Raw genomic sequence first — 25,386 nt, 5'->3', positions numbered from 1 at the left:
GCACGCCCCCTGGTACTTGCCGGTCTTCTCGCTCAACGTGAACGTGCCAAAAACGCAGTCAGTGCAGTGACGCCCCATGGAGCACCGCCCCTTCTCTTCGCGCGCCCTCTCCCGTGCGTGCCTTTCCTCGAGTGTAGTCCAACGCGCTGCCACACCCGTGCGTTTTTGCGCCGCCGACCGCTTTGGCGACGCCATGCGGAAGGCAGGCGTGTCGCTGGGGAACAATTGCCCTATCGGACGCAAGGCGCCACCCCGGAGGAAGCGCCCCCAAGAGGAGAATTGGACCACCCATGGCAGACACGGCACTCTACCAGGACGTTATTTGCGATGAAGTCACCTTTGACTCCACCGACGGCCGCTCGACCATCCATGCGTGCGTCTGGCGGCCCGAGGGGCTGCCCAAGAGGGATGGCCTGCCCGCTCCGCGCGCCGTGGTGCAGGTGGTCCACGGCATGAGCGAGCACGTGCGCCGCTACGACGAGTTCGCGCGCTTCCTCTGCGCGCGGGGGCTCGTCGTCTGCGGAGACGACCACATTGGCCACGGCCGCTCCGCCGACCCAAGCCGGCGCGGATGCCTTCCGGCGCGCGGCGGCGCAGACGCCCTGGTAGAGGACGAGCACCGGCTGAGGCGGCTGATCGGCGGCCAAGTTGCCGCAGGCACGCCCTACGTCTTCTTCGGCCACTCCATGGGCAGCTACATCACGCGCGTCTACCTCTCGCGCCACGGAGGCGGCCTGGCGGCCGCCGTCATCTGCGGCACGGGGACGGTCGCCGTCCCCGTCTCTGCCGCCGGAAACCTCCTCGCCCGCGCCATCTGCGCCGTGCGCGGAGAAGACCATCGCTCGCGCCTGCTTGACTCCATGGGCGCAGGCGCCTTCTCGAAGGCGGCGCCCGGCCCCACGGGGCTCGAGTGGCTCTCCCACAACGAAGAGAACGTGGCCGCCTACGTGGCAGACCCCGAGTGCGGGGCCATGTTCTCGGCCGGCGGCTACGTAACGCTCACGGCGCTCACCCGCGAGGCCTGCTCCAAGGCCTGCGCCGCACGCGTGCCGCACGACCTGCCCCTGCTCTACGTCTCGGGCGACGGAGACCCGGTGGGCAACATGGGCCGTGGCGTTCAGACGGCGGCAAAGCTTGCCGAGCAGGCCGGCTCCACGGACGTCACCTGCGTCATCTACGAGGGCATGCGACATGAGATTTTGAACGAGAAGGACCACGCGCGGATCTTTGGGGACGTCTGGGGCTGGCTTGACCAGCGCCTGGGAAGCGAAGGCGGCAGCGCATGAGCGGACAGAAGTACGTCATAGCGCTTGACCAGGGAACCACGAGCTCGAGGGCCGTGCTCGTAGACCGGGGCGGCCATGTGGTCGACTGCGTGCAGAGGCCCTTCCAGCAGATATTCCCCCAGCCCGGCTGGGTGGAGCACAATCCCCAGGAGATTCTCTTCTCGCAGCTTGGGTGCCTGACCGAGCTTCTGGCAAGGCACGGGTTTGGGGCGGAGGACATAGACTCCATTGGCATAGACAACCAGCGCGAGACCACCGTGGTGTGGGACCCGACGACGGGTGCCCCGGTCTGCAACGCCATCGTGTGGCAGTGCCGGCGCACCGCCGAGCTGGTGGAGCGGGTGTGCGGAGCCCCCGAGGTGCGTCAGATGGTGCGAGCCAAGACGGGCCTTCTGCCGGACGCGTACTTCTCGGCAAGCAAGATCGCCTGGATCCTTAAGAACGTGCCCGGAGCGAGGGAGCGGGCCGAGGCCGGCGAGCTGCTCTTTGGCACCGTGGACACGTGGCTTGTCTGGGTGCTCACGGGCGGCCTCGTCCACGCGACGGACCCCACCAACGCCAGCCGCACCATGCTCTACGACATCCATCGCGGCTGCTGGGACCAGGAGCTCCTTGACCTGTTTGGCGTCCCCGCGTCCATGATGCCGGAGGTCCGCCCCAGCTCCGGCTTCTTTGGCGAGACGAGCTACCCCGGCGTCCCGGCGGGCATCCCCATCACGGGCGTGGCCGGAGACCAGCAGGCAGCGCTCTTTGGCCAGTGCTGCTTTGGGGCCGGCCAGGCAAAGAACACGTACGGCACCGGCTGCTTCATGCTGCTGCACACCGGGCACGAGGCGTGCGAGAGCTCGCACAACCTGGTGACCACCGTCGTTGCCAGCGCACCGGGAACGTGGGGCACCGAGTACGCGCTCGAGGGGTCCGTCTTTGTGGCCGGGGCGCTGGTGCAGTGGCTTCGCGACGAGCTGGGCATCATCTCCAACGCGGCCGAGACGGAGTACCTGGCCAAGAGCGTGCCGGACACCGGCGGGGTCTACATCGTGCCCGCCTTCACGGGCCTGGGCGCCCCGTGGTGGAGGCCCGACGCGCGCGGCTCCATCCTGGGACTCACCCGCGGGACGGGAAGGGCGCACCTGGCGCGGGCCGCGCTGGAGGCGCTTGCCTACCAGATCCGCGACCTCGCGGACGCCATGGCGGCAGACGCCGGGGCGCCCCTGGACGTGCTCAACGTCGACGGCGGCGCCAGCGCCAACGGCTTCCTCATGCAGTTCCAGGCAGACCTGCTGGGCTGCGAGCTCAGGCGGCCGACCAACCTGGAGACCACCTCGCTGGGCGCCGCCTACCTGGCCGGCCTTGCCACCGGCTTCTGGAGTGGCACCGACGAGCTGCGCGGTCTGCGCGCCTCGGATGACGTTTTCCGCCGCCAGATGGACGAGGCCCAGGCAGAGGCGCTTCTTGCCGGCTGGCACGATGCCGTCAGGAGAACGCTGGGCTAGCCCAGGACCTCGCCGGCGATGCGGGCGGTCTCGGTGGCGTCCTTGGCGTAGTAGTCGGCGCCGACCATCTTGGCGTACTCGGGGTTGAGCACGGCGCCGCCAACGATCGTCTTGCACCAGGGCGCGCGCTCGTGGAGAAGCTCGATGGTCTCGGCCATGGCGGGCACCGTCGCGGTCATGAGCGCGGAGAGGCCCACGAGCTCGACGTGGTCCTTGACCACGGCGTCGGCAACCGCCTCGGCGGGCACGTCTCGCCCGAGGTCAAGCACGTCGTAGCCGTAGTTCTCCAGCAGCATGCGGACGATGTTCTTACCTATGTCGTGGATGTCCCCGTGGACGGTGCAGACCACGACCTTGCCCTTCTGGGGCAGGGCCTGGTCGGCGCCCGCGGAGGCGTTTGCGGCCTTGATGGTCTCGAAGCCCGCCTTGGCGGCCTCGGCGCTGGCCATGAGCTGCGGCAGGAAGAACGTACCCTTCTCGAAGCGGATGCCCACCTCGTCCAGCGCCGGGATGAGGACCTCGCTGATGGCGTACATGACGTCGTGCTCAGCGAGCACGCGCGAGATGACCTCAGGCATGGGGCCCTTGCGGCCGGCAAGCACCAGGGCGCGGGCCTCCTCCTCGGGCGTCTGGGGCGCCGCGGCAGAGGCTGGGCCAGAGACGGCCGCCGGCTGTCCGGCGGGAGCCGTCGCGCCGCCAGCGGGCAGGGCGTCGGAGCGGTTGACGTAGCCGGCGACGTAGCTCTGGGCGCTCTCGTCCTCGCCGGAGAGGACGCGCCAGGAGTTGACCACGTCCATCATCCTCTGTACCAGCGGGTTGATGATGGCGAGGTCAAGGCCGGCGGCAAAGGCCCCGGCCAGGAAAGTGCCATTGACCAGGGGCCTGAACGGCAGGCCAAAGCTGATGTTGGAGACGCCCAGCACGCATCGGACGCCAGGCAGCTCGCGCTTGACCGCCGAGATGGCGTCCAGGATGGCCCGTGGCGCCGTCTGGTCGGTGGAGGCGGCCATGCACAGGCAGTCGATGACCACGTCCTGGCGCGGGATGCCGATGGCGTCGGTTGCCGCCACGATCTTCCTCGCCACGGCAAGGCGGCCCTCGGCCGTGGGCGGAATGCCCTCCTCGTCAAGCGTGAGGCCCACGATGGCGCAGCCGTAGTGCTTGGCAATGGGAAGCACGGCGTCAAGTGTCTCCTGCTTGCCGTTGGTGGAGTTGATGAGGGCCTTTCCCGGATACGAGCGCACGGCGGCCTCGATGACCTCGGGGTCCGCGGCGTCGATCTGCAGTGGAAGCGTGGTCACGCCCTGCAGCTCCGAGACGAGCCTCATCATGACGGCGCGCTCGTCGATCTCCGGCAGGCCGGCGTTGACGTCAAGGATCTGGGCCCCGGCCTCGGTCTGGGAGATGGCCTCGCCCATAACGTAGTCGTGGTTGCCGGTGCGCAGGGCCTCCTTCATCTTCTTCTTGCCCGTGGGGTTGATGCGCTCGCCGATGACGCCCACCTGGCCCGGCGCCAGGGACATGAGCCTCTGGGGACCGGCCACGGCAAACCAGTCGCGGACCTTGCGGGCCACAGGCGTCCGTCCGGCGAGAAGCCCGCGCTCCCCGCGCGTGTAGGCGGGGGCGGTGCCGCAGCAGCCGCCGATGATGGTGACGCCGGCGTCCAGCATGACGCGCACGGCCTCGCAGTACTCCTCGGGGTGCACGTCAAAGACGGTGACGCCGTCCTCGACGCGCGGGAGCCCGGCGTTTGCCTGCACCATGACGGGGCACTTTGCCCACGGCAGCATGCGCTCGACGAGCGGCACGAGGTCGTCGGGGCCGAGCGAGCAGTTGATACCCACGGCGTCGGCGCCCATCGAGCTCAAGGTGACGGCCGCGACCTCGGGCGTGGTGCCGAGGAAGGTGCGGCCGTCCTCGGCAAACGTCATTGTGACGAAGGCGGGCAGGTCGGAGTTCTCGACAACGGCAAGAAGCGCCGCCTTGGCCTCCGCGAGGTCGGCCATGGTCTCGATGATGAAGAGGTCCGCGCCGGCGGCGGTCGCGGCACGCGCCTGGCGGGCAAACAGCTCGTAGGCGTCGTCGAAGGGGAGCGTCCCCATGGGCTCGAAGAGCTGCCCCGTCGGGCCGATGTCCGCGGCGACGTAGCGGGCCCCCGACCTGCGGGCACAGGCCACGGCGGCATCGAAGATCTCCTCCACCGTCGCCGCCGTGCCGAGCTTGTCCTGGTTAGCGCCAAAGGTGTTGGTGGTGACCACGTCTGCGCCGGCGGCCACATAGGCGGCGTGAATCTGCGTCACCTCTTCGGGGTTAGTGAGGCAGAGAAGCTCGGGCAGCTCGCCGGCGGCAAGGCCGTGCTCCTGGAGTTGCGTACCCATGGCGCCGTCGAACACGAGGAAGTTCTTTCCGTCGAGGACGCCCTGCAGATAGTCGTCGGCCACGCGCAGGCGCCTCGGCTCCAGGCGGGCCTTGGGCCAGGTACAGTCGAGCTTCTTTGCGTTTGCCATGCGCATCCCCCCACGTTATCGTTCAGATCAGTATGTTACCGGCGTTAGAAGAAGTAATTCTAGAACTCACCCGAAATAGAGTCTCGAATAATCCAGCTCCCGAAAACAGGTGACAACATGCCCGAGGACGGGTCCAGCGCGGCCGTCTGACCGTAAGAGCAATCCAGAATTCCGTAACGACATACGAGTCCGTTAGAATGCGCTTGCTATTCCTCAGGGCTATTGCCGCCTCGTCCGGGATTCATTATCTATGGATACACAAATACAGCCTTCTCTCGACTGAATAATTCGAGAGAAGGCTGTTTTATTACAAGGTATGCGGCTAGCGATGCGAATCAAGCCTGAATTCAGATAGGAACCCAAACTCAAACGCTCGAAATCAACTAAGCAAGAAGCTCGCGAATCGCAGAGACCTGCTCGGGCGTGGCCTGGACGGCCGGCTCGAAGATCTTGGTCGAGATGGGAAGGCCCTTGACGTTCACGGCCGCCTTGATGGCCGAGACAAAAAGATCGCACACGTCGTAGACGGCCATCAGCTTGGAGATGCGCTCGGCGCACTCGACGGCGGTCGCGAGGTCGCCGGACTGGTAGGCCTTGTGCATGCGCGAGAAGAGCTCGGGCTCGACATTGGTCAGGCCGCAAAGGACGCCGTTGCCACCGCTCACGCGGTTGACCAGGTAGTACTCATCAAAACCGGAGAAAACCGTGAACTCGGGGTTCACGGCACGCGCGGCACGGATGACCTTGCGCGTGTGGCTGATGGTGTCCACGGTGTCCTTGATGCCGCAGATGTTCTTGTGAGCCGCGGCAAGGCGCGCGACAAGCTCGGGGTTGAGGTCGGTGCCCGTGCGAGCTGGGAAGTTATAGAGAATCACGGGCAGCTCCGTGGCCTGCGCGATGCCACCGAAGTACTCCTCGGCGGTGGCGTCGCTCGGCCCGAAGTAGTACGGCGACACGGCGAGGACCGCGTCCGCGCCCGCCTTCTCGGAATAGCGGGTGAGGTCGAGGACATTCGCGTAGGTGGTGTCGCCCACGCCGACGAAGACCTTCATGCGCCCGCCGACACGCTTGACAGCAAAATCGACGACGGCCTTCTTGTCCTCAAGGCTCACACTGTAGAACTCGCCGATGCTTCCGAACAGAAGCACGCCGTCGAGGCCTGCGTCCGCCAAGTGGTCCAGGTGCTTGCCCCAGAGGTCGAAGTCGATCTTGCCCTCGTCGTCGGTGATGGTGATGGAGGGGCAGAAGACTCCCTCAAACATAGCTGGCTCTCTTTCTGGGGCAAGCCCCGTAAATCAGAAATAAGTTACTTAGTCTTAAGACCGTACGCACGAACAGCGTTGTTCATGAAGAAGTCCTCGTCGTCGCCAAACGCGTCGCGCAGCGTCTGGAAGTGCTCGTCGAAGGAGCTATAGAGCTTCACGACAGGCCAGTTGGACGCATACAGGAGCTTCTTGGGATCGAACGTGTCGCGCGTGAACTTGAGCAGCTCGGAGACGAACTGCTTGTCGGCCGTGGGGAAGCCAGAGACCTTCACGTAGAGGTTCGGCAGGGTCGCGAACTTCTTCATGACCGCGCACCACTCCGGCGTGAGCGCCTCGACGTTGCCGAGGTGGTTCAGGATGACGGTCTCCTCGGGCGCCTGGGCGAATGCCTCGTAGGCGTCCTCGAGCTCGTTCACGCGGTTGCAGGACTCAAACGGCAGGCCCTTGGCAGCCAGCGCGTGAAGGCCCTCGACGAAGCTGGGCTCGAGGCAACGGCCACGGGGCTCGGAGTCGATGTGGAGCGGCTCGCGAATGCCGGCGGCAAACGCGGGAACGCGCATCCACGGAGAGACGTCGCTGCGGAGCATGCAGGCGAGCATCTTGGGGTGGGCAGCCTTGAGATCGAAGGCAATCTTGTCCTCGGCCTCGTGGTCGGCGCAGTCTACCTCGACGTACACGCCGCCGACGAACTCCACGCCAGCCTGGCGGGCATACTCGGCCTCGAGGTCCTCCACCTTGTAGGTGTGCGTGATGGTGCCGTCGGTGCCGTCAAGCCAGGGAAGGTTCTGGGTGTCGAGGTTCCACACGTGGAAGTGGGAATCGATAACCTTGAGATCAGACATGTTGAGCTACTTCCTTTCCAGACCAATCTTGCAGCCAAACAGGCCATACCAGGCGACATAGAGGAAGCCCGGGACCGCAACGAGCAGCGCGACATTGATGCCGGCAGCATCGGCAATGGCGCTCATAAGCAGCGGGATAAGGGCAGCGCCCACGATGGACATGACGAGCGCAGAGGAACCGGTCTTGACGGCAGAGCCCTGGAAGCCCGTGAGCGTGAGCGAGAAGACGACCGGATAGCCGATGGAAACGAAGAGGTACGACACGATCATCGCGATGACCGAGACCGGACCAAGGCCGAGGAAGGCGACGAAGAAAAGCACGGCGGATGCGGTCATGTAGACACCGAGCAGCTTACCGGCGTCGACCTTGGCCATGATCGGCGTGGAAACGAAGCGTCCCACGGTGAACAGCAGCGAGAGGATCGAGAGGTACGCCGCGGCGGTGCCGGCGGTCATGCCAGGCCACTGCTGCATCGCGAAGCTGGAGAACAGAGACATGCCGGCAACCTGCAGCCCGATGAAGATGAACTCGGCGAGCACGCCAAGCGCGAAGTAGGGGCGCTTGAGCATGGATCCGAAGGTGACCTTCTCGGCAGAGCCGTTAGCCGCCTCCTCCTCGTCACCGGGAGGCGTCGGGAGCTTCACGAAGAGGAAGATGGCGAGCACAACCGCGAGCACAACGGCGATGACGATGTACATGCCGCGCATGCTGGAGAGGAACGACAGCTTGGCAGCGGCAAAGCCGGGATCGCCGGCGGCGATGGTGGTGCCGAGGAACTGCGAGAGGATGAGCGGCCCCACGATGTTACCAACGCCGTTGAAGGACTGGGCGAGGTTCAGGCGCATGGACTCGTGCTGCTCATCACCGAGCTTGGTGATGTAGGGGTTGCAGTTGGTCTCCAGGGTGGAGGCGCCGGCGGCAATCACGAACATGGCAAGCAGGAACATGCCGTAGGAGGCCACGTTGGTGGCGGGCACGGTGATAAGCGAGCCGAGCACGAACAGGGCGAGGCCCATGATGACGCCACCCTTGTAGCCAAACTTCTTAGCCACGATGGAGGCGGGAATGGCCATCACGAAATAGGCGCCGTAGTAAGCGACCTGCAGGAGGCTCGCCTCGGTACCGGAAAGCTCCAGGTAGTTAGCCATGGGGCTGTTCAGGGCATTGACCAGGTTCATAGTCAGGCCCCAGACGAAGAACAACGAGGTCACGAGGACGATGGCGACGGTTGCCGCTGAGCCCTTCGAACTCGTCTTCTTAGTGGAATCAGACATTCGTAAGCCCTCTTTCACGCCACGGACTAGTCAAGCGCGCGGTCGAGGTTGACGTAGCCGCCGTCGACGTTGCACCACTGGCCGGTGGTGTGGCTGGAGCGGTCGGAGAGCAGGAAGCACGCGGTGTCGGCGATCTCCTCGGTGGAGGTCATACGGTGCTCCAGCGGGATGCGGTCCGTGATGAGGGACAGACGCTTCTGCTGGGCCTCCTCGTCACCGAAGGTCTTGATCCAGTTGGCGTAAAGCGGCGTCCAGGCCTCGGCGACAACGATGGCGTTGACACGCACGGAGTCGTGGACGAGGGCGGCAGCCCACTCACGGGTGAGGCCGAGGATGGCGCCCTTGGCGGCGGCGTAGGCCGTCGTCTTGCCCTGGCCGGTGAGGGCGACCTTGGAGGCGATGTTCACGATGGAGCCCTTGGACTCCTTGAGGTACGGGCAGGTCTCGTGGACGAGCTCGAAGTAGTGCGTGAGGTTACCGTGCAGGGACTTCTCGAAGTCCTGCCAGCTCGTGGTCTCGAGCTCGAGGTTATCGTTGCGGCCAGCGTTGTTCACGACGCCGTCGATGTGGCCGTACTTCTTGTAGACCTCCTCGACGATGGGCTTGATGGCGTCGGTGTCGTTGAGGTCGACGTAGTACATCTCGAACGTCTTCGTGATCTCGGAAATCTCGGCGCGGAACTCGTCCTCGACACCGTCCTTACGGTTCAAGACCACAGGAATTGCGCCCTCGCGAGCGAGCTGCAGCGCGATGCCCTTGCCAATGCCCTTGAAGCCGCCGGTGACGAAGACGACCTTGCCCTCAAGATGAAGATCCATGATGTGCTCCTTACTCGCTGCCCGACCATTGCGGGCAATTACGGACGTGGGCCCTCGGGGGAAGGCCCAGCAAAACGCGGCCCCCGCCGCGGTAAAACCAAGATGTGCGGGCGCCGGCGTATCGCAGGCACCGACGCCCGTGAAGAGGCGCCGCGGCAAGGCATGGAATGAGCCGGGCGCCAGGAAAAACGAAAAGCGAGTGTTACATGTAGTTGCAGAGGTGCGGCAGTGCCGTCTCGGTGTAGCCAAGCGCCTCCGCACAGGTGGGCTCGCCGTTGCAGACGCGGATGATCTGGTCTATGAGCTCATCTCGGAGCTCTTCCATCGACTGCGGGCCGTAGATGGTTGCCTGGGCATCGAAATCGATGTTGTCGGCCATGGTGCGAGCCGTGCGGCCGTTGGCGGTCAGGCGCAGCACCGGCGCGATGGCGTTGCCTGTGGGCGTGCCCAGGCCCGTCGAGAAGACCACGAGCTGGCAGCCGCCGGCGATGATACCGCCGACGCTGGAGGGATCGTTGCCCGGGGTGTCCATGACAACAAGCCCCTGGTGAGAAGCAATGTGCGCGGCATAGGGGTAAACAGCGTTGATGGTCGAGTGGCCCGCCTTATGGATACAGCCCAAAGACTTCTCCTCGAGCGTGGTAAGACCCCCCGCCATGTTGCCGGGGCTCGGGTTGCCCTCGCGCATCTGGGCTCCGAACATCTGCACGTACTTCTCGTAATCGCGCACGATCTTGAGCACCTGCTCGCCCACCTCGGGCGTGGCGGCGCGGCGCGCCAGAATGTGCTCGCCTCCGAAAAGCTCGGGAGTCTCGCACAGAACCGTGGTGGCGCCCTGGGCAACCATCCAGTCGGAGACCTCGCCGATCAGCGGGTTTGATCCGAGACCGCTGGAGGTGTCGGAGCCGCCGCAGTTCGTTCCGAAGATCAGCTCATCGACACCGCACTCCTCGCGCTCGCAAAGGGAGGCCTCGCGCACGAGCTCGCGGGCGATGCGCGTACCCTCCTCGACCGCGCGGATAGACCCGCCGACCTCCTGGATGATGAGGGTGCGCACTTCTTTGTTCGTGCGCTTGGCGATGGCGTCGACCACCAGGTCGTTCTGGCAGCCCTCGCAGCCCAGCGAAACGGCGAGAACAGAATAGATGTTGGGGTTCGCGGCAAGGCCCGCCAGGGTATCCACCGTCATCTGCTGGTCAATGTTGACCTGGCTGCAGCCGTTCTGGTTGTGGAAGGTGACGCAGCCCTCCACGGAGCGGGCGATCCGCTCGGTGGTGTCCGACGCGCAGATGCTCGTGGGCAGGATGAGAACGTGGTTGCGGATGCCCACCTGACCGTCCGAGCGGCGGTATCCCATAAAAGTACGGGTGCACTTAGTCGAAACGGCTTTCCGCTCGGACGCGGAAGCGACGTCCTCGACCGCAACGCCCTCGAGATCGTCTGAGCTCTCGCAGTTCTGCGTGTGCACATGCTGGCCGCGCTTGATGTCTCTGGTCGCCACGCCGATGAACTCGCCGTACTTGACAACATTCTGACCCACGGCGATATCGACGCGCGCGATTTTATGGAAGAGGGGAATATCCTCAGTCGCAATGAACGTGGCAAGGCCGCCCTCGCGCGCGGGGTAGCGGACCTCATCGCCGGCCTTAAGCGGATAGATTGCGATGACGACATTGTCCTTGTCGTCGATAAGGACCGCGTTTCGGCCTTCCTGCATGCCCTCAGACATCCGATCTCCTTAGTAGACGGCAGGCCCTGCCCCCGCCTCGCCTTAATGTCGTTCGTATATGCGAACGGCATTCGGTTTTCTTGTTGTTGAGGGTAGCACTTTTTGCTCCGCTAAGTATTGGCTTGGCGAACGGCTTGTTTTTAACTGTAAACGGCGTTCGTATTCACGAACAAAAAAGAAGATTGAGCGTTAAGATAGCTAAAAATGACTAAGGAGCTTGAATGGCAATTTCGGAAGAAACCGCGGGGCACCGCGCGACGCTCAGGGTATTGGCAATTCTCGACGCTCTTGCCGCCAATCAGAAGGGCCTTACCATGGCCGAGATCTGCCGCGAGCTCGGCGCGCCGAAAAGCAGCTTGTTTCCCATCCTGCACACCATGGCAGACACGGAGTACATCGCCTACGACGAAGACACCATGCGTTACTCGATTGGGCTGCGCACCTATCTGCTGAGCAAGGCTTTCGACCGCGGCGCAATGGGACTGCCGCTCATAGAGGGCGAGATGAGGCGCGTGGTCGGCACCTGCAACGAGACCTGCCAGGCGGGCACGCTCGACCATGGGCGCGTGCTCTATATCGCACGAGTCGACTCCCCGCAGCGCATTCGCCTTTCGTCTGAAATCGGCAAGACGCTGCCAGCCCACTGCACCGCCATCGGCAAGGCGATTTTGAGCCAACTGAGCGACGCCGAGGCAATCGACTCGCTTGTTTTGCCGCTCGAGCGTCCCACCGAGCACGCCGTGAAAACGCCCGAGGAGCTGCTCGGCCAGCTTGCCGAGACGCGGGCGACGGGGTTCGCGCACGACCGCCAGGAGGTGCTCGAGGGAGTCGAATGCCTCGCCGTGCCCATCCACAGGAGCAACGGGCATTGTTTCGGCGTGAGCGTCTCGGTGCCCGCATACCGCCTCGACGCAGCAAAGAAAGACCTCATTAAACAGGCGCTAACCGACGCCAAGGACCGCCTCGAAGCTGCTCTTATATAAAGAAACCGTCAAGCTCCTCAGCGCTTCCAGCAAGGGCTGCCCGTGCGCAGGATACGGCAGAAATCGCGGCAGAGGCAGTCGGAACAACTCGCGTGGCTCGACGGCTGCGGCTCACCAAAGAGGCCGACGACAGCCGTCACCGACTTCGTCGGCGTCATGAGCAGTGATTTCGACAGCGTGATGCCGAGCTTGCGCTGCGCGTCGAGCGTGGCCAGCAGCACCGGCTGCGCGGAGAGCGGCATGTCCCCGTAGCCGGGGCTGAAGCGGAAGTTCGTGTAGAGCCCCCGATCGTGCGCCGCGGCAACGATGCTCGCCTCGCAGGCGTCGGCAGCCCGCTCGACCGCCGTGGTGCCCGCCGCGTCGAAGATCACCTGCGCGACGGGGTCGGTGAGCGAAAGCCTCCTGAGCTCGCGCTCGACACCCATGCCCACCGTTACCGCCATGACGCCCACGGCAACGGCGCCCGCCAGGTGCTTCTGGATCGACTCGCCCTCGAGCCGCAAAGAGGCGCCCGCGAGCTGGACCGAGGGCACGCCCTCGCCCGTCACCTCTCGGCCGGCCACCTCGAAGACCTCCCACGCCCCCGCGGGTCGCGCGACGGCGAGGCAACGCGCCACGACCTCGTCGATACGCGCGTCGAGCTCGTCTGTGAGCCTCTGGCCGGCGTAGCCCATATAGCGAAGGACCTCCGCCCGATCGACGGAGACCACCTCGTACTTCTCGACGGTGAGCGCCACGCGCTTCTCCCCTACCGGGCCAGGTAACCGCAGCCCGCGAGCACCTCATAGGCGGCGTGCGCAATGGCCGGCTTGTTCATGCTGTAGATGTGCAGGCCGTCCACGCCGTTTGCGGCAAGGTCCTCAAGCTGCTCGCAGGCGTATTCGATGCCCGCGCGCGCCTGGTCTGCGGGGTCGTCCCCGGCGTGGACGAGGCGCTTGACCACCTTGGCGGGAATGGAGGCGCCGCAGGTGAAGGCCATGCGCTGGATCTGCTTCACGCTGGTGAAGGGCATGATGCCGGCCACAACGGGCAGCTTCACGCGGTGACGCAGGCACTGCTCGCGGAAGCGGTAGAAGTCCTCGTTGTCAAAGAAGAGCTGCGTGACCAGGTAGTCCGCACCCGCCTCCTGCTTGAGGTAGAGGCTGTGGTAGCTCTCCTCAACGTCCGGGGACTCCACGTGGCCCTCCGGGTAGCACGCCGCGCCGATGCACAGGTCAGGGTCCTGGACGCGCAGGTAGGTGATGAGGTCGGACGCGTGCGAGAAGTCCTTGGCCTCGCGGCCGGGACGGCGGTCTCCGCGCAGCGCAAGCACGTTCTGGATGCCAGACTCGTGAAGCTGGGCAACGTAGGCGTCGACGTCGGCCTTGGTGGAGCCCAGGCAGGTGAGGTGCGCCAGGGCCGTCACGCCAAGGTCTCGCTCGAGGGAGGCGGCGATGGGCACCGTGTTCTCGGAGTTGCCGGAGCCACCTGCGGAATAGGTGACGGAGACCCAGTCAGGCTTGTCCTGGGCAAGGGCGCTTGCCACCTCATAGGCCTTCTCGAGGGGGAGGTCTCCCTTGGGCGGGAAGATCTCAAACGAGAAGGTCTGCCTGGCTGCGAGCTTGTCGGTAATCTTCATTCTTCTAGGCCTTTCTGGTCATACGGTGCTGGCATGGTAGCCCACGCGGGTTACGGGCGCATGAACGAGGGCATGCATCCCTCGCCGGCGGCCCGGGCAATGTCCAGAAGCGCATGGGCCACGGACTCCTCGTTGGCGGGGCCCACGTGCCAGCGCGCCACCTCCTTGACGGCGGGCACGGCATTTGCCACCGCGACGGAGTTGGGGTAGTGCGAGAGGAGGCCGAGGTCGTTCTCCGCGTCTCCAAAGCAGCAGACCTCGTCCGGGGAGAGGCCCAGCCGCTCCATGAGGAAGTCTCCGCCGTGCTCCTTGCCAAACCCCTTGGGCGTGAGGTCCAGGTGGCCCACCCCAGGCATGGGGCAGGTGAACTCCATGGCGGCAAACCGGGCCGCAAGAGCGTCCCTGACCTCAAGAGCACGTGAGAAGTCCTTGGAGGTCACACGCACGTTGGCCTTGAAGCAGGGCTCGTTGGGAACCTCGGGGAGCACCTGCTCCACGTGCCAGAAGTTGTCCGGGTGCGCCAGGACAAAGTCCAGGGGCGCGTCCACGGCCATCTTCTGGCCACCGTACTCCACCACCAGGTAGGCGTCAGGCACGTCCGCCAGGGCATGGCGGACGCCCTCGAGCCCCTCCCGGGCCATGGGCGTCGAGTCCACGAGCTCGCCGTCAAGGTAGACCAGCTGCCCGTTGCTCGTGACCGCCGTGGAATAGGCACGGGAGTCCCCCGCAAACATGACGTCGAGGTCCCGGTAGATGCGGCCGGTTGCCGGGGCAAAGTGGACCCCGGCATCCTGGAGCGCGTGGATTGCCTCGAGGGCAAAGGGCGTGGCTATGTGCTGGTCTCCCTGCCAGAGCAGGGTGGAGTCAAGGTCGGAGAGCACGAGCTTGATCATGGGACCTCCCAGGGTTTGGGCGGCCGCCGCTCGGCCGCACACCCGAGTCTAGCGGACGTGGGGCGCTACGGCCCCAGGACAAAGACCAACAGGCAGACAGCTATGGAGGGGCCAAGCGGGATGCCGCCCGCAACCACGGCATCCGGGTAGAAGGCCCTTCTGGCCAGCCACGCCACCCCGTGGGCGCAGAGCCCCACCGCGCAGGAGGCCCCCACCAGCGCAAGCCCCCAGACGGGCCCGGCCCAAAGCGCCGAGGCCGCCAGGAGCTTGACGTCTCCCCCGCCGACCCCCGCGCCTCGCCCCAGGGCAACGCCCAGCCTCGCGGCGGCAAGCATCAGAAGAAGCACGACAAGCGCCCCGGCGACGCCCTCGGCGAGCCGCTCCACAACCTTCTCGCCTGACCCGCAGACCAGAAGCCACGAGAGCGCGACGGACGCGACGCAGCCGTTTGGGATGATGCGCCACGCAAGGTCGCTCAGGGCCGCGACGGCAAGCGCCGCGCCCAGAAGGGCCGCCGCCCCACACCTAATCAGCTCCACGAGAGCCTCCCTCCCAACGTGGCAAGGACCCCTTGCCGCCCCGCCGCCGCGGCGAGGTGGAAGAAGGCTACCCAAAGGCAAACATCGGTGCCGAGAGGGCCAGACGCGCAAAACCGCAGGATTCGCCTGCCCCTGCAAGCGGGGGCAGGACGCTTACGACATAAGTCCTTGCACGGGTGGCGCCAAGGCCGCAGAGCGCCCAGGCATTCACGAGAGGAGACCGTGCGAGGGGCCGCAAGAAACCCGTCAGCGTTGCGCAAGCCTGGGGCCATGCCGCAGGCGGCGGCCATTCTTCGGCGAGCGGTGGCGCGGACCGCAGACCCGTCCGCCGAGTATGCCGAAGGTGACTTGTTTAATATGTGTGACCTCGAGTTATAGAACAGAGGTTCCAGACCGCGCGGCTATACTTCTCGCCCACTGACACGCCAAGTTGACGCAGGAGGAGCGGCATGACAGGCTGGCTCGTGAGGACGTTTGTCCCAGATTCCGAGAACGTTGGAGATCCTCAGGTCCGCACCAGGTACGGCCTAGTGGCAAGCATCGTCTGCATTGCGTGCAACGTGGCGCTGTGCCTTGCCAAGGGCGCGGTGGGCATAGCCACGGGCTCGGTCTCTGTGGTGGCCGACGCGGTGAACAACCTCTCGGACGCCTCCAGCAACGTGGTGAGCCTCCTGGGGTTCAAGCTCGCCAGCAAGCCCGCCGACGAGGACCACCCCTACGGCCATGGGCGCTTTGAGTACCTGGCCGGCCTGGTTGTCGCCATCCTGGTCACCGCCATCGGCGTGAACCTGGTCATGGAGTCCGTGGCAAAGATCGCCAGCCCGGAGGCAACGGAGTTTGGCGTCGCAACCGTGATCGCGCTCGTCGCCTCCATGCTGGTCAAGCTCTGGATGGCCGCCTTCAACCGCACGCTCGGCCGCAAGATCTCCTCCGAGACGCTGGCCGCGACGGCCGCTGACAGCAGAAACGACGTCATCACCTCAGCGGCCGTCCTGGCGGCGGCCATAGTCTCCGCGGCGACGGGCGTGGACCTCGACGGCTGGGCGGGCCTCGCAGTGGGCATCTTCATCTGTTGGAGCGGCTTTGGCCTGGTGAAGGACGCCATAAGCCCGCTTCTTGGACGCGTGCCAGACCCGGAGCTCATCGACCAGATCAGGAGCAAGATCCTCTCGTACCCAGGCGTCCTGGGCACGCATGACCTCATGGTCCACGACTACGGCCCGGGCCGCCAGTTTGCCAGCGCCCATGTGGAGATGGCCGGCGAGGAGGACCCCTTTGCCGCCCACGACACGCTCGACAACATAGAGCAGGACTTCAAGCGCGACATGGGCCTGGTCATGACCCTGCACTACGACCCCATCGTCACCGACGACCCACAGGTGAAGGACATGCGCCACTGGATTGACCTGCACGTCCGCAGCATAGACCCGCGCCTCTCCATCCACGACCTGCGCTGCGTGCCAGGCCCCACCCACACCAACGTCATCTTTGACTGCGTGCGCCCGCACGACCTGCCCATGACCGACGCCGACCTCAAGCGGCGCATCCAGGCCACCGTCTCCGAGCGTTGGCCCGAGGCCGTCTGCGTGATAAACATAGACTCCAGCTACGTCTCCTCCGCGCAGTAGGCGTGGAGGCACCACCCAGACCCAGGAGGCCACATGCCCAACGTGAGCTACAAGTCCAAGCAGATGATCGTCATGAGGAGAGACCTAAAGATGCGCAAGGGCAAGATTGCCGCCCAGGCGGGCCATGCCTGCGTGGAAGCCACCCTCATGGCCCTTGCCCGTGAGGGACGGCTCGACCAGATTCGCGCAACTCAGGACTGGGTCTACGTTGACCACGCCGATGAGGACCGCTCCCCCCTCACCGACTGGTTTGACGCCGGCGTGGCCAAGGTCTGCGTCTACGTGGACGGCGAGGAGGCGCTTCTGGACCTTGCCGCGCGCGGCCGCGAGGAAGGCTTTGCCGTGGCGCTCATCCGCGACGCGGGCATGACGGAGTTTCACGGAGAGGCCACCTTCACCTGCCTGGCCTTTGAGCCGCTCCCCGCAGAGAAGATCGACCCCCTCACCGGAGATCTGCCCCTCTACTAGGCCAACACCCATAGCCACCTGCGCAAACGCCGGCGAGAAGCACGCACTTCTCGCCGGCGCCCTGCCCTTGCGCTTTGCCGGAATGTTAATTCCCACTGCGGTGCTAGGTTTTTTCTAATTCCTACTTGCGCGAGGGGTTTATACGTGCCATCCTACCGGGCAACGAGCACGACCGCCCGCGGGCGGCCCACCTCGTAACCAGTAAAAGCTGCATAGCTAGGAGGCACCGAATGCGTACTGCTCGCAAGATTGAGGCCCTCATTGGTTCCACGCCCCTCGTGGACCTCTCCGACCTCGCCAATGGCAACGCAACCATCCTCGGCAAGTACGAGGCCACCAACCCCGGCGGGTCCATCAAGGACCGCATCGCCAAGGCCATCGTCGAGGACGCCGAGAAGAACGGCCGCCTTGCCCCTGGCGGCACCATCATCGAGCCCACCAGCGGCAACACCGGCGTCGGCCTGGCAATGGTCGCTGCCGAGCGCGGCTACAAGCTCATCCTCACCATGCCCGAGACCATGTCCATCGAGCGCCGCAAGCTCGCGGCCGCCTACGGCGCCGAGATCGTCCTCACGCCAGGCGCCGACGGCATGAAGGGCGCCATCGCCAAGGCGGACGAGATCTACGAGGCCACCCCAGGCTCCATCATTGCCGGCCAGTTTGTGAACCCCGCCAACCCGCGTGCCCACTACGAGACCACCGGCCCCGAGATCTGGGCCGACACCGAGGGCACCGTCGACGCCATTGTCGCTGGCGTGGGCACCGGCGGCACCATATCCGGCACCGCCAAGTTCCTGAAGGAGCACAAGCCCGAGGTCTACGCCGTGGCCGTGGAGCCCGCCGAAAGCCCCGTCCTGTCCGGCGGCAAGCCGGGTGGCCACAAGATCCAGGGCATCGGCGCCGGCTTTGTCCCCAAGAACTACGATGCCGAGGTCATCGACGAGGTCCTGCCCGTCTCCTCCCCCGACGCCATCGCAACCAAGAAGTCCCTCTCCGAAAAGGCCGGCCTGCTGGTGGGCATCTCCGCCGGCGCCGCTGTGACCGCCGCCATCAAGCTGGCCGAGCGTCCCGAGTTTGCCGGCAAGACCATCGTGGCCATCCTGCCCGACACCGGCGAGCGCTACCTCTCCATGGACCTCTAATGCTTGGCACGCTCCGCGAGGACATAGCCAGCGTCATCGAGCGCGACCCCTCCGTGCACTCGGCGGCGGACGTCATCTTCTGGCACACCGGCATGCACGCCGTCTGGGCCTACCGCCGCGCCCACTGGCTCTGGGAGCACGGCGCCCACACGCTGGCCTCCCTCGTCTCCCGACACACGCGCAGGCGCTACGGGGTGGAGATCCACCCGGCGGCCCAGATTGGCCGCAGGTTCATGATTGACCACGGCATGGGCATCGTCATTGGCGAGACCTCCATCATCGGCGACGACTGCCTCATCTACCAGAGCGTCACCCTTGGCATGACCGGCAAACACGGCGGCAAGCGCCACCCCACCCTGGGCAATAACGTCATGGTGGGCGCCGGGACCATCGTGCTGGGAGACATCTACGTGGGAGACAACGTCAAGGTGGCCGCCGGCTCCGTGGTGGTCCACGACGTGCCGGCAGACACCACCGTGGCCGGCAACCCCGCCCACGTGGTGCGCGAGAACCGCTGTCCCATGCTTCGCCTGGTGGAGCTCCCCGGAAAGACCACCGACGTCGACGAGAACATCCGCTGGTCCTGCGCTCTGTAACCCCCCATCTGACAGGCGCGCGACCAAACAAGCGAGGCCCGGGCTGACGTGGACCCTCTCCCCACGCCAGCCCGGGCCTTCCCATGTGCTAGGACCGCGGACAGATGACGGGCCCCCAGCACAATGGCTGGAGCCAATCAGTAGTCGATGTCGTTCGCAAGGTCTCCGCCGTTGCTCGCGATGACCTTCTTGTACCAGGAGAAAGACTTCTTGCGTGACCGCTCGAGGCTTCCGTTGCCTTCGTCGTCACGATCGACATAGATGAAGCCATATCTCTTCTTCATCTGGCCCGAGGCGCAGGAGATCACGTCGATGGGACCCCATGTGGTGTAGCCGATAAGGTCGACCCCGTCCTCATTGACAGCCTTTCTGACCTGCTCGATGTGACGGGCAAGGTACTCGATGCGATAGTCATCCCTGATCTTGCCGTCCTCATCGATAACGTCCACCGCACCCATGCCGTTCTCGACGACAAACAGCGGAATCTGATACTTGTCGTAAAGCTCGTCCAAGGCGACGCGCAGGCCCACTGGGTCGATCGGAAAGTTCCAATCGGTCGCGGTGAGGAAGGGGTTGTCGCGCGTCTTCACGAGCTCCTCCCCATCCGGGCTGCTGGCCATCACCGGATAGTAGTAGCTGAAGCCGATAAAGTCGACGCATCCATTGGCAAGCTCCCTTGCGTCCTGCTCACTGACCTCGAGCCTCACACCCATCCTGCGCTGCTGCTGACGGCATAGGTTTGTGTAGCGACCCAAGACCATGACGTCGGTGAAGTACCAGTTGACAATCTGGTTCAGGCGCCTCGCAACGGCATCGTTTGGCGCCGATGTCTTGGAGTAGGTGGTCGGATACTGGACCATGCAGCCAATGCGGAACTCGGGGTTGATCTTGTGACCCAAGCTAACCGCCCGAGCAGACGCGACGAACATGTTGTGCGCCGCGATGACCTTGCTCCTGTTGACATCCTCTCCCTCGGCCCAAACGAGTCCGGCCTGGTTGAAGGGAACGGCCTTGTTGAATACCTCGTTTATCTCGTTGAAGGTCATCCAGTACCTGACCTTGTTCCGGTAACGCCTGAAGACAACCTCACAGAAGCGCACAAAGCAGTCGATGAGCCTCCTGCTTCTCCACGAGCCATACTCGGTCACCAGGTGCAGTGGGGTCTCATAGTGCGAGAGTGTGATGACGGGCTCGATGCCATGGGCAAGAAGGTCGTCGATAAGCCCGTCGTAGAAAGCCAGCCCCGCCTCGTTGGGCTCCTCCTCATCACCATTGGGGAAGATCCGCGCCCAGTCAATGGAGGTCCGAAAGCACTTGAAACCCATCTCGGCAAAGAGCTCCACGTCCCCGTGGTACCGGTGATAGAAGTCGATTCCCGTGTGATTTGGGTAGTAGACGCCCTCGCGGCACTCCATGTGGATTTCGCGCGGCACCCGATAGGCACCCGGCGTCTGGACGTCCGCGATCGAAAGGCCCTTTCCTCCCTCGAGATGGGCGCCCTCGGCCTGGTTGGCGGCTATGGCCCCACCCCAAAGAAAGCTGTCGGGCATCGTCTTCGAAACGCTCGCATCCGCGAGCCCGACTGCGACCGTCTCGTCAGCCATAAGCTACTCCGCCCTCTGAGCGCCCTGGTCCTCGAGCAGGCCTTCCTTCTCGGCAATCTTGTTGGAGAGAAGGACAAAGGGCGTGTAGAGGACAAAGCCGACCGCGATGACGACAAAAACGAGCAAGATTGCCTGCCACTGACCGCTGAAGGCCAGGAACTGCTGCAGGACGATGGGCATGCCGGCTATGGACTCGACATAGGAGGCGGTCAGGAAGCCGGAGGTGATGGCATAGTAGCCGATGTTGCAGGTGACCAGTGGCACGAGGACGAAGGGAATGAGGAAGGTCGGGTTCAGCATGATCGGCAGGCCAAAGACCATGGGCTCGGAGATGCTGAAAAGCAACGGAACGAAGGAGACCTTGGTGACCTCTCGGTAGTCCTTGCGCTTGGAGAACGCCAGGATGGACAGGGCGAGCGAGATGACGATGCCGCCACCGCCAAGATTGATGAAGAGGTGCACGAAGGCAAGCGTATAGAACTCGGGCGGGACGAGGCCGGAGGCAACGGCAGCGATGTTGGCGGCGATGTTGGCCACGCGGACAGGCTTGGCAACGGCGTTCATGGCCATGTGACCGTGGATACCACACCACCAGAGCAGCTGGGAGAGCACGACGACGATGCTCACGCCGAGCTGGGAGCCAATGACCTGGTTGAAGGGAAGCTGGATGACGTTGTAGATGATGGTGTTGATGAAGGTTCCCGTCGTGGCAAACAGGACGCCGGCAAACAGGCCAAAGAAGGCGATGGTCGCCCAAGCGGGAACGAGCGCGTTAAAGCTAGCGGCAATCATTGGGGGAACCGAGTCGGGAAGCTTGATCTTGATCTTCTCGACTTTCATGAGAGCGCTGAAGATAACGGTTGAGAAAATGCCCGCAAAGAACGCCAGGAAGAGGGCCGAGGCACCGAGGCTTCCGGCCACGTTCTCCGGATCAAGGAGCTCGATGAAGCAGATCATCGCAATCACCGCGCAGATGATGGGCTTCTGCCCATTGGAGCTGCCCAGCGAATAGGCGATGAGCCCGCAGACCCAAAGTGCCATGCAGGAGATGCAGGCAAAGTTGACGACAGAAAAGACGTTGCTGAAGCCGGCAAGCCACTCAAAGCCGGCAAGGCCGGCGAGACCGGACTTCTCTGAGCAGAGGAACAGTTGGAGCATGAAGGCGAAGGAGCCTGCGATCACCATTGGGACGAGCATGGTAAAGGCGCTGGTGATGGCACAGATGTACTTGTTGGAGCTCATAAAGTCGGCGACGGGACCGAGGACTCTCTCCATGCAGTCCGTAAACTTGTCAAGCATGAGGTATGCCTCCTTTGTGCGAGAGGTGCGATTGTCCTTGTATTGAGTTGTCTGATTAAGGGGTTTCGCTCCGCGATACTGTCGGAGCGCTGCGGCTACCTGCCGTTGACCAGGCTCTCTGCCTGCCTGAGAACCGCCGCGCCGTCACAACGCCCATATGCGGTCGGCTCAATGACGGCAACGGGGGCTTTGTCGCCGACGATGGCGGTAACGCGACGAAAAATGTGACGAACCTGGGGTCCAAGCAGCAAGACGTCGAAATTGCCCACCTCATCCTCTATCTGACCCTGCTCGACGGCCCAGATGTGGTAGTCCTTGCCCTGCTTTTTTGCGCTTTCCTGCATGGCCGCGACAACGAGCGAGGTGCTCATTCCAGCGCAGCATGCGAGCATGATGTTCATGCCTCTTCTCCTTCTCTTCTTTGTCCAACGAATGTCAATCGGAGCATCGGCCGTATGCCCCGTTTGGTGAAACCTTGAATCTAGTCGGCGCTCGCGGCGAGCCTCCGATACAACTCGACCATGCGTGCGGCAAGGTCGCTGGTCACGATGGCCATGGTGAGATGGTCCTCCGCATGCACGAGGATGAGGCTCAGATCGACGGACGAGCCTTTCGCCTCGGAGCTAATCATGTCCATCTGCGCGTCATGAGCTGCGTGCATGCTCCGAGAGGCCTCGGCGAGCAGCTTTTCGGCCTCCTCGAAGTTTGACTCGGCTGCCTCGTCGATCGCCATAAGCGCGCATGACTTCGCAGTTCCGGCGTTGGTGATGATGCCCATCGCAGTCTCGTATTGCTTCTCGTCAATCATGGCTGGTCTCCAATCTCCATTTTCTCCGCTTCAATCAAAATCTGAATTAGCGTCTTGTACTCAGGCGTCTCCAGGAGCCGTCCTATGAGCTCGCTGCTGCGAAGAGTCCTGGCCAGGGTCCCATAGAACGCCTGACGTCTCTCGTCTCCCCCGGGTGATATGCAGGTCAGAAAGAGCGCCCTGACCGGATGCCCGCCCCAGTCGACCTCTCGCCTCAGCGTGGCCACGGCCACAAACGTCGTCGTGGCTATTGGCCTGGTGGGGTGAGGCATGGCCACGGCGTTGCCAAAGGACGTCTGGGCAAGTCCTTCTCGCTCCCCCACCAGCAGGCGCAGGTCCCCTTGAAGGGCGCGACGAGAGGAGACCTCGACGCAGAGTCGGTCAAGGGCCTCGTCTTTAGTCCAAACGTCCAGATCGGCGAAGAACAGGTCCTCGGGGAAGAACGATGCGATCCACCCAGCGGGAGCCCGTGTCCACTGGAGCAGGCGCCTTACGTCTCTGGCCTCGGTGTCGTCCAGGAAGAAGCCCACCTCGCGAACGGGCACCGGCAGCTCGACGCCGAGAGGCACAGTGGTAAAGACGTAGTCAATCCGTCTGAAGTCGATGTCTGACACCTGCGCCGCATCGCATGCCGTCACCGTATCGATCCATCGACCAAACTCCTGACGATAGCGATACTCGAGCAACTTGGCGGAACCCTGTCCGCTTGCGCATACCACCAGAATGTTCTTCTTCACGGGCGCGCTGCGCTGCCTTTCCATCGCAAGAATCAAGGGCAAGGCCAGGTAGCCAATCTCGTGCTCCGAGGGAGCAACCCCGTAGTGGCAAGCAAGGACAACGGCCATCTCGGATGCCATGGAATAGGCCAGCGGAAATCGTTCCCTGGTCTCCGCAAGCAGCGGATTCTCGATACGCATGCAACAGGTCAGCCTGATGGAAAGCGGCTCGACGTGACGAGCCAGGTTCATCCGAAGTTCCAGGTCATCCGCAAAGTCAAACCCAAATACTGACTTCACGGCAGCAAGCATCTCATCGACCACGGCCCAGGTCTTGTCAGAGATGACGAGACCCCCGCCATCGGGCCGCTGGTCCTGGTCGAGAACCCTGCGTCCCGCCAGGTGAAGCGCAATGTAGCCTACCTCTTCCCTCGGCAGGTCCACGTCAAACTCGCGGGAGACCTCCGCCGCCAGGTCCCGGGCAACAGAGAAGGCCTCGCCCGCCTCAATCGCCACAAGCCTGTCCTCGGGCATGGGAACGTAGCAGCCATGGCTAATCCGTCCCAAGGCAACCGCAATGTGGACCACGAGGTTCTGATATGCAGCCGAGTTAACGTGAAAGCCGTCTCGATCAACCACTCGGTCGATGCAGGCGGAAACACGAGAGAGTCTCGAGCGAGTCTTGGCACCACCAGAGAGCCCGTCGACGACAAGCCCTGCCATGCACAGCCGACGCGCCTCCTCGGGGCCACACACCCTGATGCCATATCTGGGCTTTCGCTCAATGGAAAGGCCGTAATGCGAGAGGTGTTTCTCGACGTCCTTGATGTCTCGCGAGAGGGAGGTCTTCGACACGTAGACGAGCTTGCTCAGATCGTCGAGCGTTATCCATTCGATGCGGTGGAGAAGGTCGTCCAGCAGATAGGCAACCCGTTCCTCACGCGTCTGCAGCCCTGCCCGAGGAGCGGCCTCGTCGGCAAGCCACGTCTTGAGGGCATCGTCATCGGTCACCAGGAGCTCATAGGTGCCGCCCCAACGCTTCTCGATGGACGCGATGCCGACAAGGGCCGCATTTGCCTCTCTCACATAGGAGCGGACGCTTCTTTCGCCAACGGCAAAGAGATCCGACAGGTCGGAGGCGTCAACGCTGGCATGAGAGCGCAAGTACTCGACGAGCTTATGCGACCTGTCCATCTTCGCCTCCTCCCGATCCGATGCTTACGGGTAAGACGATAGGTCAAGGCAGGCAAGGTCTCCATCGCCCGAAGGTTCCAACAAGTCGGAAGGTTGTTTGAACGAGTTTTCAGCCGTGGCCGCGCTCGCAAAGGCGGCAGGCGCAGGCCCTAGAGCAGCTGCTCCATGCCAACCTTGTACGGCGTCATGCCCATGGCCTCGTAGAAGGCCTTGGCGCCAGGGTTGCAGCTCCAGACGTTGAGCGTCACGTCGTGGCAGCCAAGGCTGCGCGCGTAGTCAATGGCATGCTGGTAGAGGGCCGTACCCACGTGCCGGCCGCGGCTCTTCTCGCTGACGCAGATGTCGTCGATGTAGAGGGTCTTGACGTCCTGCCAGTTGTTCTCTGCCGTGTGGTCCTCAAGGACGCAGAACGCGTGTCCCAGGACCTCGGGGCCCTCAACGGCCACAAAGACCGGGGTCTCGTCATTGGCAAAGATGCCCAGCAGCTCATCGTCGGTGTACTTGCGCGTGCCCGTGCGGAAGAGGTCCGGACGACCCGCCGCATGCACCTCCAGCACCTGGCTCAGCAGCTCGTGGACTCCGGCAACGTCCCGGGCACCCGCTCGCCTGATCTCAACTGACACGGCACTCCCTTCGCCTGGTTTGACGTGCGTATGGTACGCCCCGGCGACTTAGCGGGCGCC

The 25,386-nt window shown here is 64.0% G+C and carries 23 protein-coding genes; 7 read left to right on the top strand and 16 right to left on the bottom strand.

From position 1 onward, the window contains the following. Positions 1-290 precede the first annotated feature (290 nt). Positions 291-1,286 (top strand): alpha/beta fold hydrolase, encoded by a 996-nt coding sequence (locus tag DXV50_RS00775; RefSeq protein ID WP_117204338.1) that lies wholly within the window; start codon positions 291-293, stop codon positions 1,284-1,286. After that, positions 1,283-2,779, top strand: coding sequence for a glycerol kinase GlpK (gene glpK / locus DXV50_RS00770; protein ID WP_117204337.1), 1,497 nt, complete (start codon positions 1,283-1,285; stop codon positions 2,777-2,779). The genes DXV50_RS00775 and glpK overlap by 4 nt, the downstream gene beginning before the upstream one ends. Here the strand turns inward: glpK and DXV50_RS00765 are convergent. The 6 genes from DXV50_RS00765 to DXV50_RS00740 form a co-directional block, all read right to left on the bottom strand. Beyond that, positions 2,776-5,286 (bottom strand): homocysteine S-methyltransferase family protein, encoded by a 2,511-nt coding sequence (locus DXV50_RS00765; protein WP_117204336.1) that lies wholly within the window; start codon positions 5,284-5,286, stop codon positions 2,776-2,778. The genes glpK and DXV50_RS00765 overlap by 4 nt on opposite strands. Before the next feature lie 383 nt (positions 5,287-5,669). After that, a complete protein-coding gene (locus tag DXV50_RS00760; protein ID WP_117204335.1) occupies positions 5,670-6,548 on the bottom strand; it encodes a dihydrodipicolinate synthase family protein in 879 nt (292 codons plus the stop codon). 44 nt (positions 6,549-6,592) lie between these two features. Beyond that, the gene (locus tag DXV50_RS00755; protein ID WP_117204334.1) at positions 6,593-7,393 is read right to left on the bottom strand and encodes an amidohydrolase family protein; all 801 of its coding nucleotides are present in this window, start codon (positions 7,391-7,393) and stop codon (positions 6,593-6,595) included. A 6-nt stretch (positions 7,394-7,399) separates the two neighbouring features. Next, a complete protein-coding gene (locus DXV50_RS00750) occupies positions 7,400-8,668 on the bottom strand; it encodes an MFS transporter (RefSeq protein ID WP_117204333.1) in 1,269 nt (422 codons plus the stop codon). A gap of 26 nt (positions 8,669-8,694) precedes the next feature. Then, positions 8,695-9,486, bottom strand: a complete 792-nt coding sequence (locus DXV50_RS00745) for an L-fucose dehydrogenase (protein WP_117204332.1) — start codon at positions 9,484-9,486, stop codon at positions 8,695-8,697. A 202-nt stretch (positions 9,487-9,688) separates the two neighbouring features. After that, the gene (locus DXV50_RS00740) at positions 9,689-11,215 is read right to left on the bottom strand and encodes a UxaA family hydrolase (RefSeq protein WP_117204331.1); all 1,527 of its coding nucleotides are present in this window, start codon (positions 11,213-11,215) and stop codon (positions 9,689-9,691) included. A gap of 221 nt (positions 11,216-11,436) precedes the next feature. Here DXV50_RS00740 and DXV50_RS00735 point away from each other — a divergent pair, with 221 nt between their 5' ends. Then, positions 11,437-12,198 (top strand): IclR family transcriptional regulator, encoded by a 762-nt coding sequence (locus tag DXV50_RS00735; RefSeq protein ID WP_117204330.1) that lies wholly within the window; start codon positions 11,437-11,439, stop codon positions 12,196-12,198. A gap of 17 nt (positions 12,199-12,215) precedes the next feature. On the opposite strand, the gene DXV50_RS00730 is transcribed toward DXV50_RS00735, so the two are convergent. The 4 genes from DXV50_RS00730 to DXV50_RS00715 form a co-directional block, all read right to left on the bottom strand. Further along, positions 12,216-12,935 (bottom strand): vitamin B12 dependent-methionine synthase activation domain-containing protein, encoded by a 720-nt coding sequence (locus DXV50_RS00730; RefSeq protein ID WP_117204329.1) that lies wholly within the window; start codon positions 12,933-12,935, stop codon positions 12,216-12,218. A gap of 11 nt (positions 12,936-12,946) precedes the next feature. After that, complete coding sequence (locus DXV50_RS00725; RefSeq protein ID WP_117204328.1) at positions 12,947-13,816, bottom strand: methylenetetrahydrofolate reductase; 870 nt, start codon at positions 13,814-13,816, stop codon at positions 12,947-12,949. A 50-nt stretch (positions 13,817-13,866) separates the two neighbouring features. After that, entirely contained in the window at positions 13,867-14,709 is an 843-nt protein-coding gene (locus tag DXV50_RS00720; RefSeq protein ID WP_117204327.1) for an HAD family hydrolase, read from the bottom strand. 65 nt (positions 14,710-14,774) lie between these two features. Next, positions 14,775-15,248 carry a prepilin peptidase gene (locus DXV50_RS00715; RefSeq protein WP_157966937.1) on the bottom strand — a complete coding sequence of 158 codons (474 nt, stop codon included), beginning with the start codon at positions 15,246-15,248 and terminating at the stop codon, positions 14,775-14,777. 449 nt (positions 15,249-15,697) lie between these two features. Here DXV50_RS00715 and DXV50_RS00710 point away from each other — a divergent pair, with 449 nt between their 5' ends. The 4 genes from DXV50_RS00710 to cysE all read left to right on the top strand — a co-directional run bounded on the left by DXV50_RS00710 (position 15,698) and on the right by cysE (position 19,082). Then, positions 15,698-16,876 (top strand): cation diffusion facilitator family transporter, encoded by a 1,179-nt coding sequence (locus DXV50_RS00710; RefSeq protein WP_117204325.1) that lies wholly within the window; start codon positions 15,698-15,700, stop codon positions 16,874-16,876. A 33-nt stretch (positions 16,877-16,909) separates the two neighbouring features. After that, positions 16,910-17,344 (top strand): aminoacyl-tRNA hydrolase, encoded by a 435-nt coding sequence (gene pth2 / locus DXV50_RS00705; RefSeq protein WP_117204324.1) that lies wholly within the window; start codon positions 16,910-16,912, stop codon positions 17,342-17,344. Between the two features lie 230 nt (positions 17,345-17,574). Beyond that, positions 17,575-18,486, top strand: a complete 912-nt coding sequence (gene cysK / locus DXV50_RS00700; protein ID WP_117204323.1) for a cysteine synthase A — start codon at positions 17,575-17,577, stop codon at positions 18,484-18,486. Next, the gene (cysE, locus tag DXV50_RS00695) at positions 18,486-19,082 is read left to right on the top strand and encodes a serine O-acetyltransferase (protein ID WP_117204322.1); all 597 of its coding nucleotides are present in this window, start codon (positions 18,486-18,488) and stop codon (positions 19,080-19,082) included. Before cysK ends, cysE begins: the two co-directional genes overlap by 1 nt. A gap of 137 nt (positions 19,083-19,219) precedes the next feature. Here cysE and DXV50_RS00690 read toward each other — a convergent pair whose 3' ends face one another. The 6 genes from DXV50_RS00690 to DXV50_RS00665 form a co-directional block, all read right to left on the bottom strand. Further along, the gene (locus DXV50_RS00690; protein ID WP_117205933.1) at positions 19,220-20,632 is read right to left on the bottom strand and encodes a 6-phospho-beta-glucosidase; all 1,413 of its coding nucleotides are present in this window, start codon (positions 20,630-20,632) and stop codon (positions 19,220-19,222) included. A gap of 57 nt (positions 20,633-20,689) precedes the next feature. Beyond that, positions 20,690-21,985 (bottom strand): PTS sugar transporter subunit IIC, encoded by a 1,296-nt coding sequence (locus tag DXV50_RS00685; RefSeq protein WP_117204321.1) that lies wholly within the window; start codon positions 21,983-21,985, stop codon positions 20,690-20,692. 95 nt (positions 21,986-22,080) lie between these two features. Continuing rightward, positions 22,081-22,386, bottom strand: coding sequence for a PTS sugar transporter subunit IIB (locus DXV50_RS00680; protein WP_117204320.1), 306 nt, complete (start codon positions 22,384-22,386; stop codon positions 22,081-22,083). 80 nt (positions 22,387-22,466) lie between these two features. After that, positions 22,467-22,793: a PTS lactose/cellobiose transporter subunit IIA gene (locus DXV50_RS00675; protein ID WP_198666366.1), complete on the bottom strand. Its 327-nt coding sequence runs from the start codon at positions 22,791-22,793 to the stop codon at positions 22,467-22,469. Then, a complete protein-coding gene (locus DXV50_RS00670; RefSeq protein WP_117204319.1) occupies positions 22,790-24,703 on the bottom strand; it encodes a BglG family transcription antiterminator in 1,914 nt (637 codons plus the stop codon). Before DXV50_RS00670 ends, DXV50_RS00675 begins: the two co-directional genes overlap by 4 nt. A 149-nt stretch (positions 24,704-24,852) precedes the next feature. Then, positions 24,853-25,326, bottom strand: coding sequence for a GNAT family N-acetyltransferase (locus DXV50_RS00665; protein ID WP_117204318.1), 474 nt, complete (start codon positions 25,324-25,326; stop codon positions 24,853-24,855). Between the last annotated feature and the right edge of the window lie 60 nt (positions 25,327-25,386).

This window comes from Paratractidigestivibacter faecalis (assembly GCF_003416765.1).
Classification (GTDB): domain Bacteria; phylum Actinomycetota; class Coriobacteriia; order Coriobacteriales; family Atopobiaceae; genus Paratractidigestivibacter; species Paratractidigestivibacter faecalis.
The sequence above is the reverse complement of the archived record's forward strand: the minus strand, read 5'-3'. Positions and strand labels throughout refer to the sequence as shown.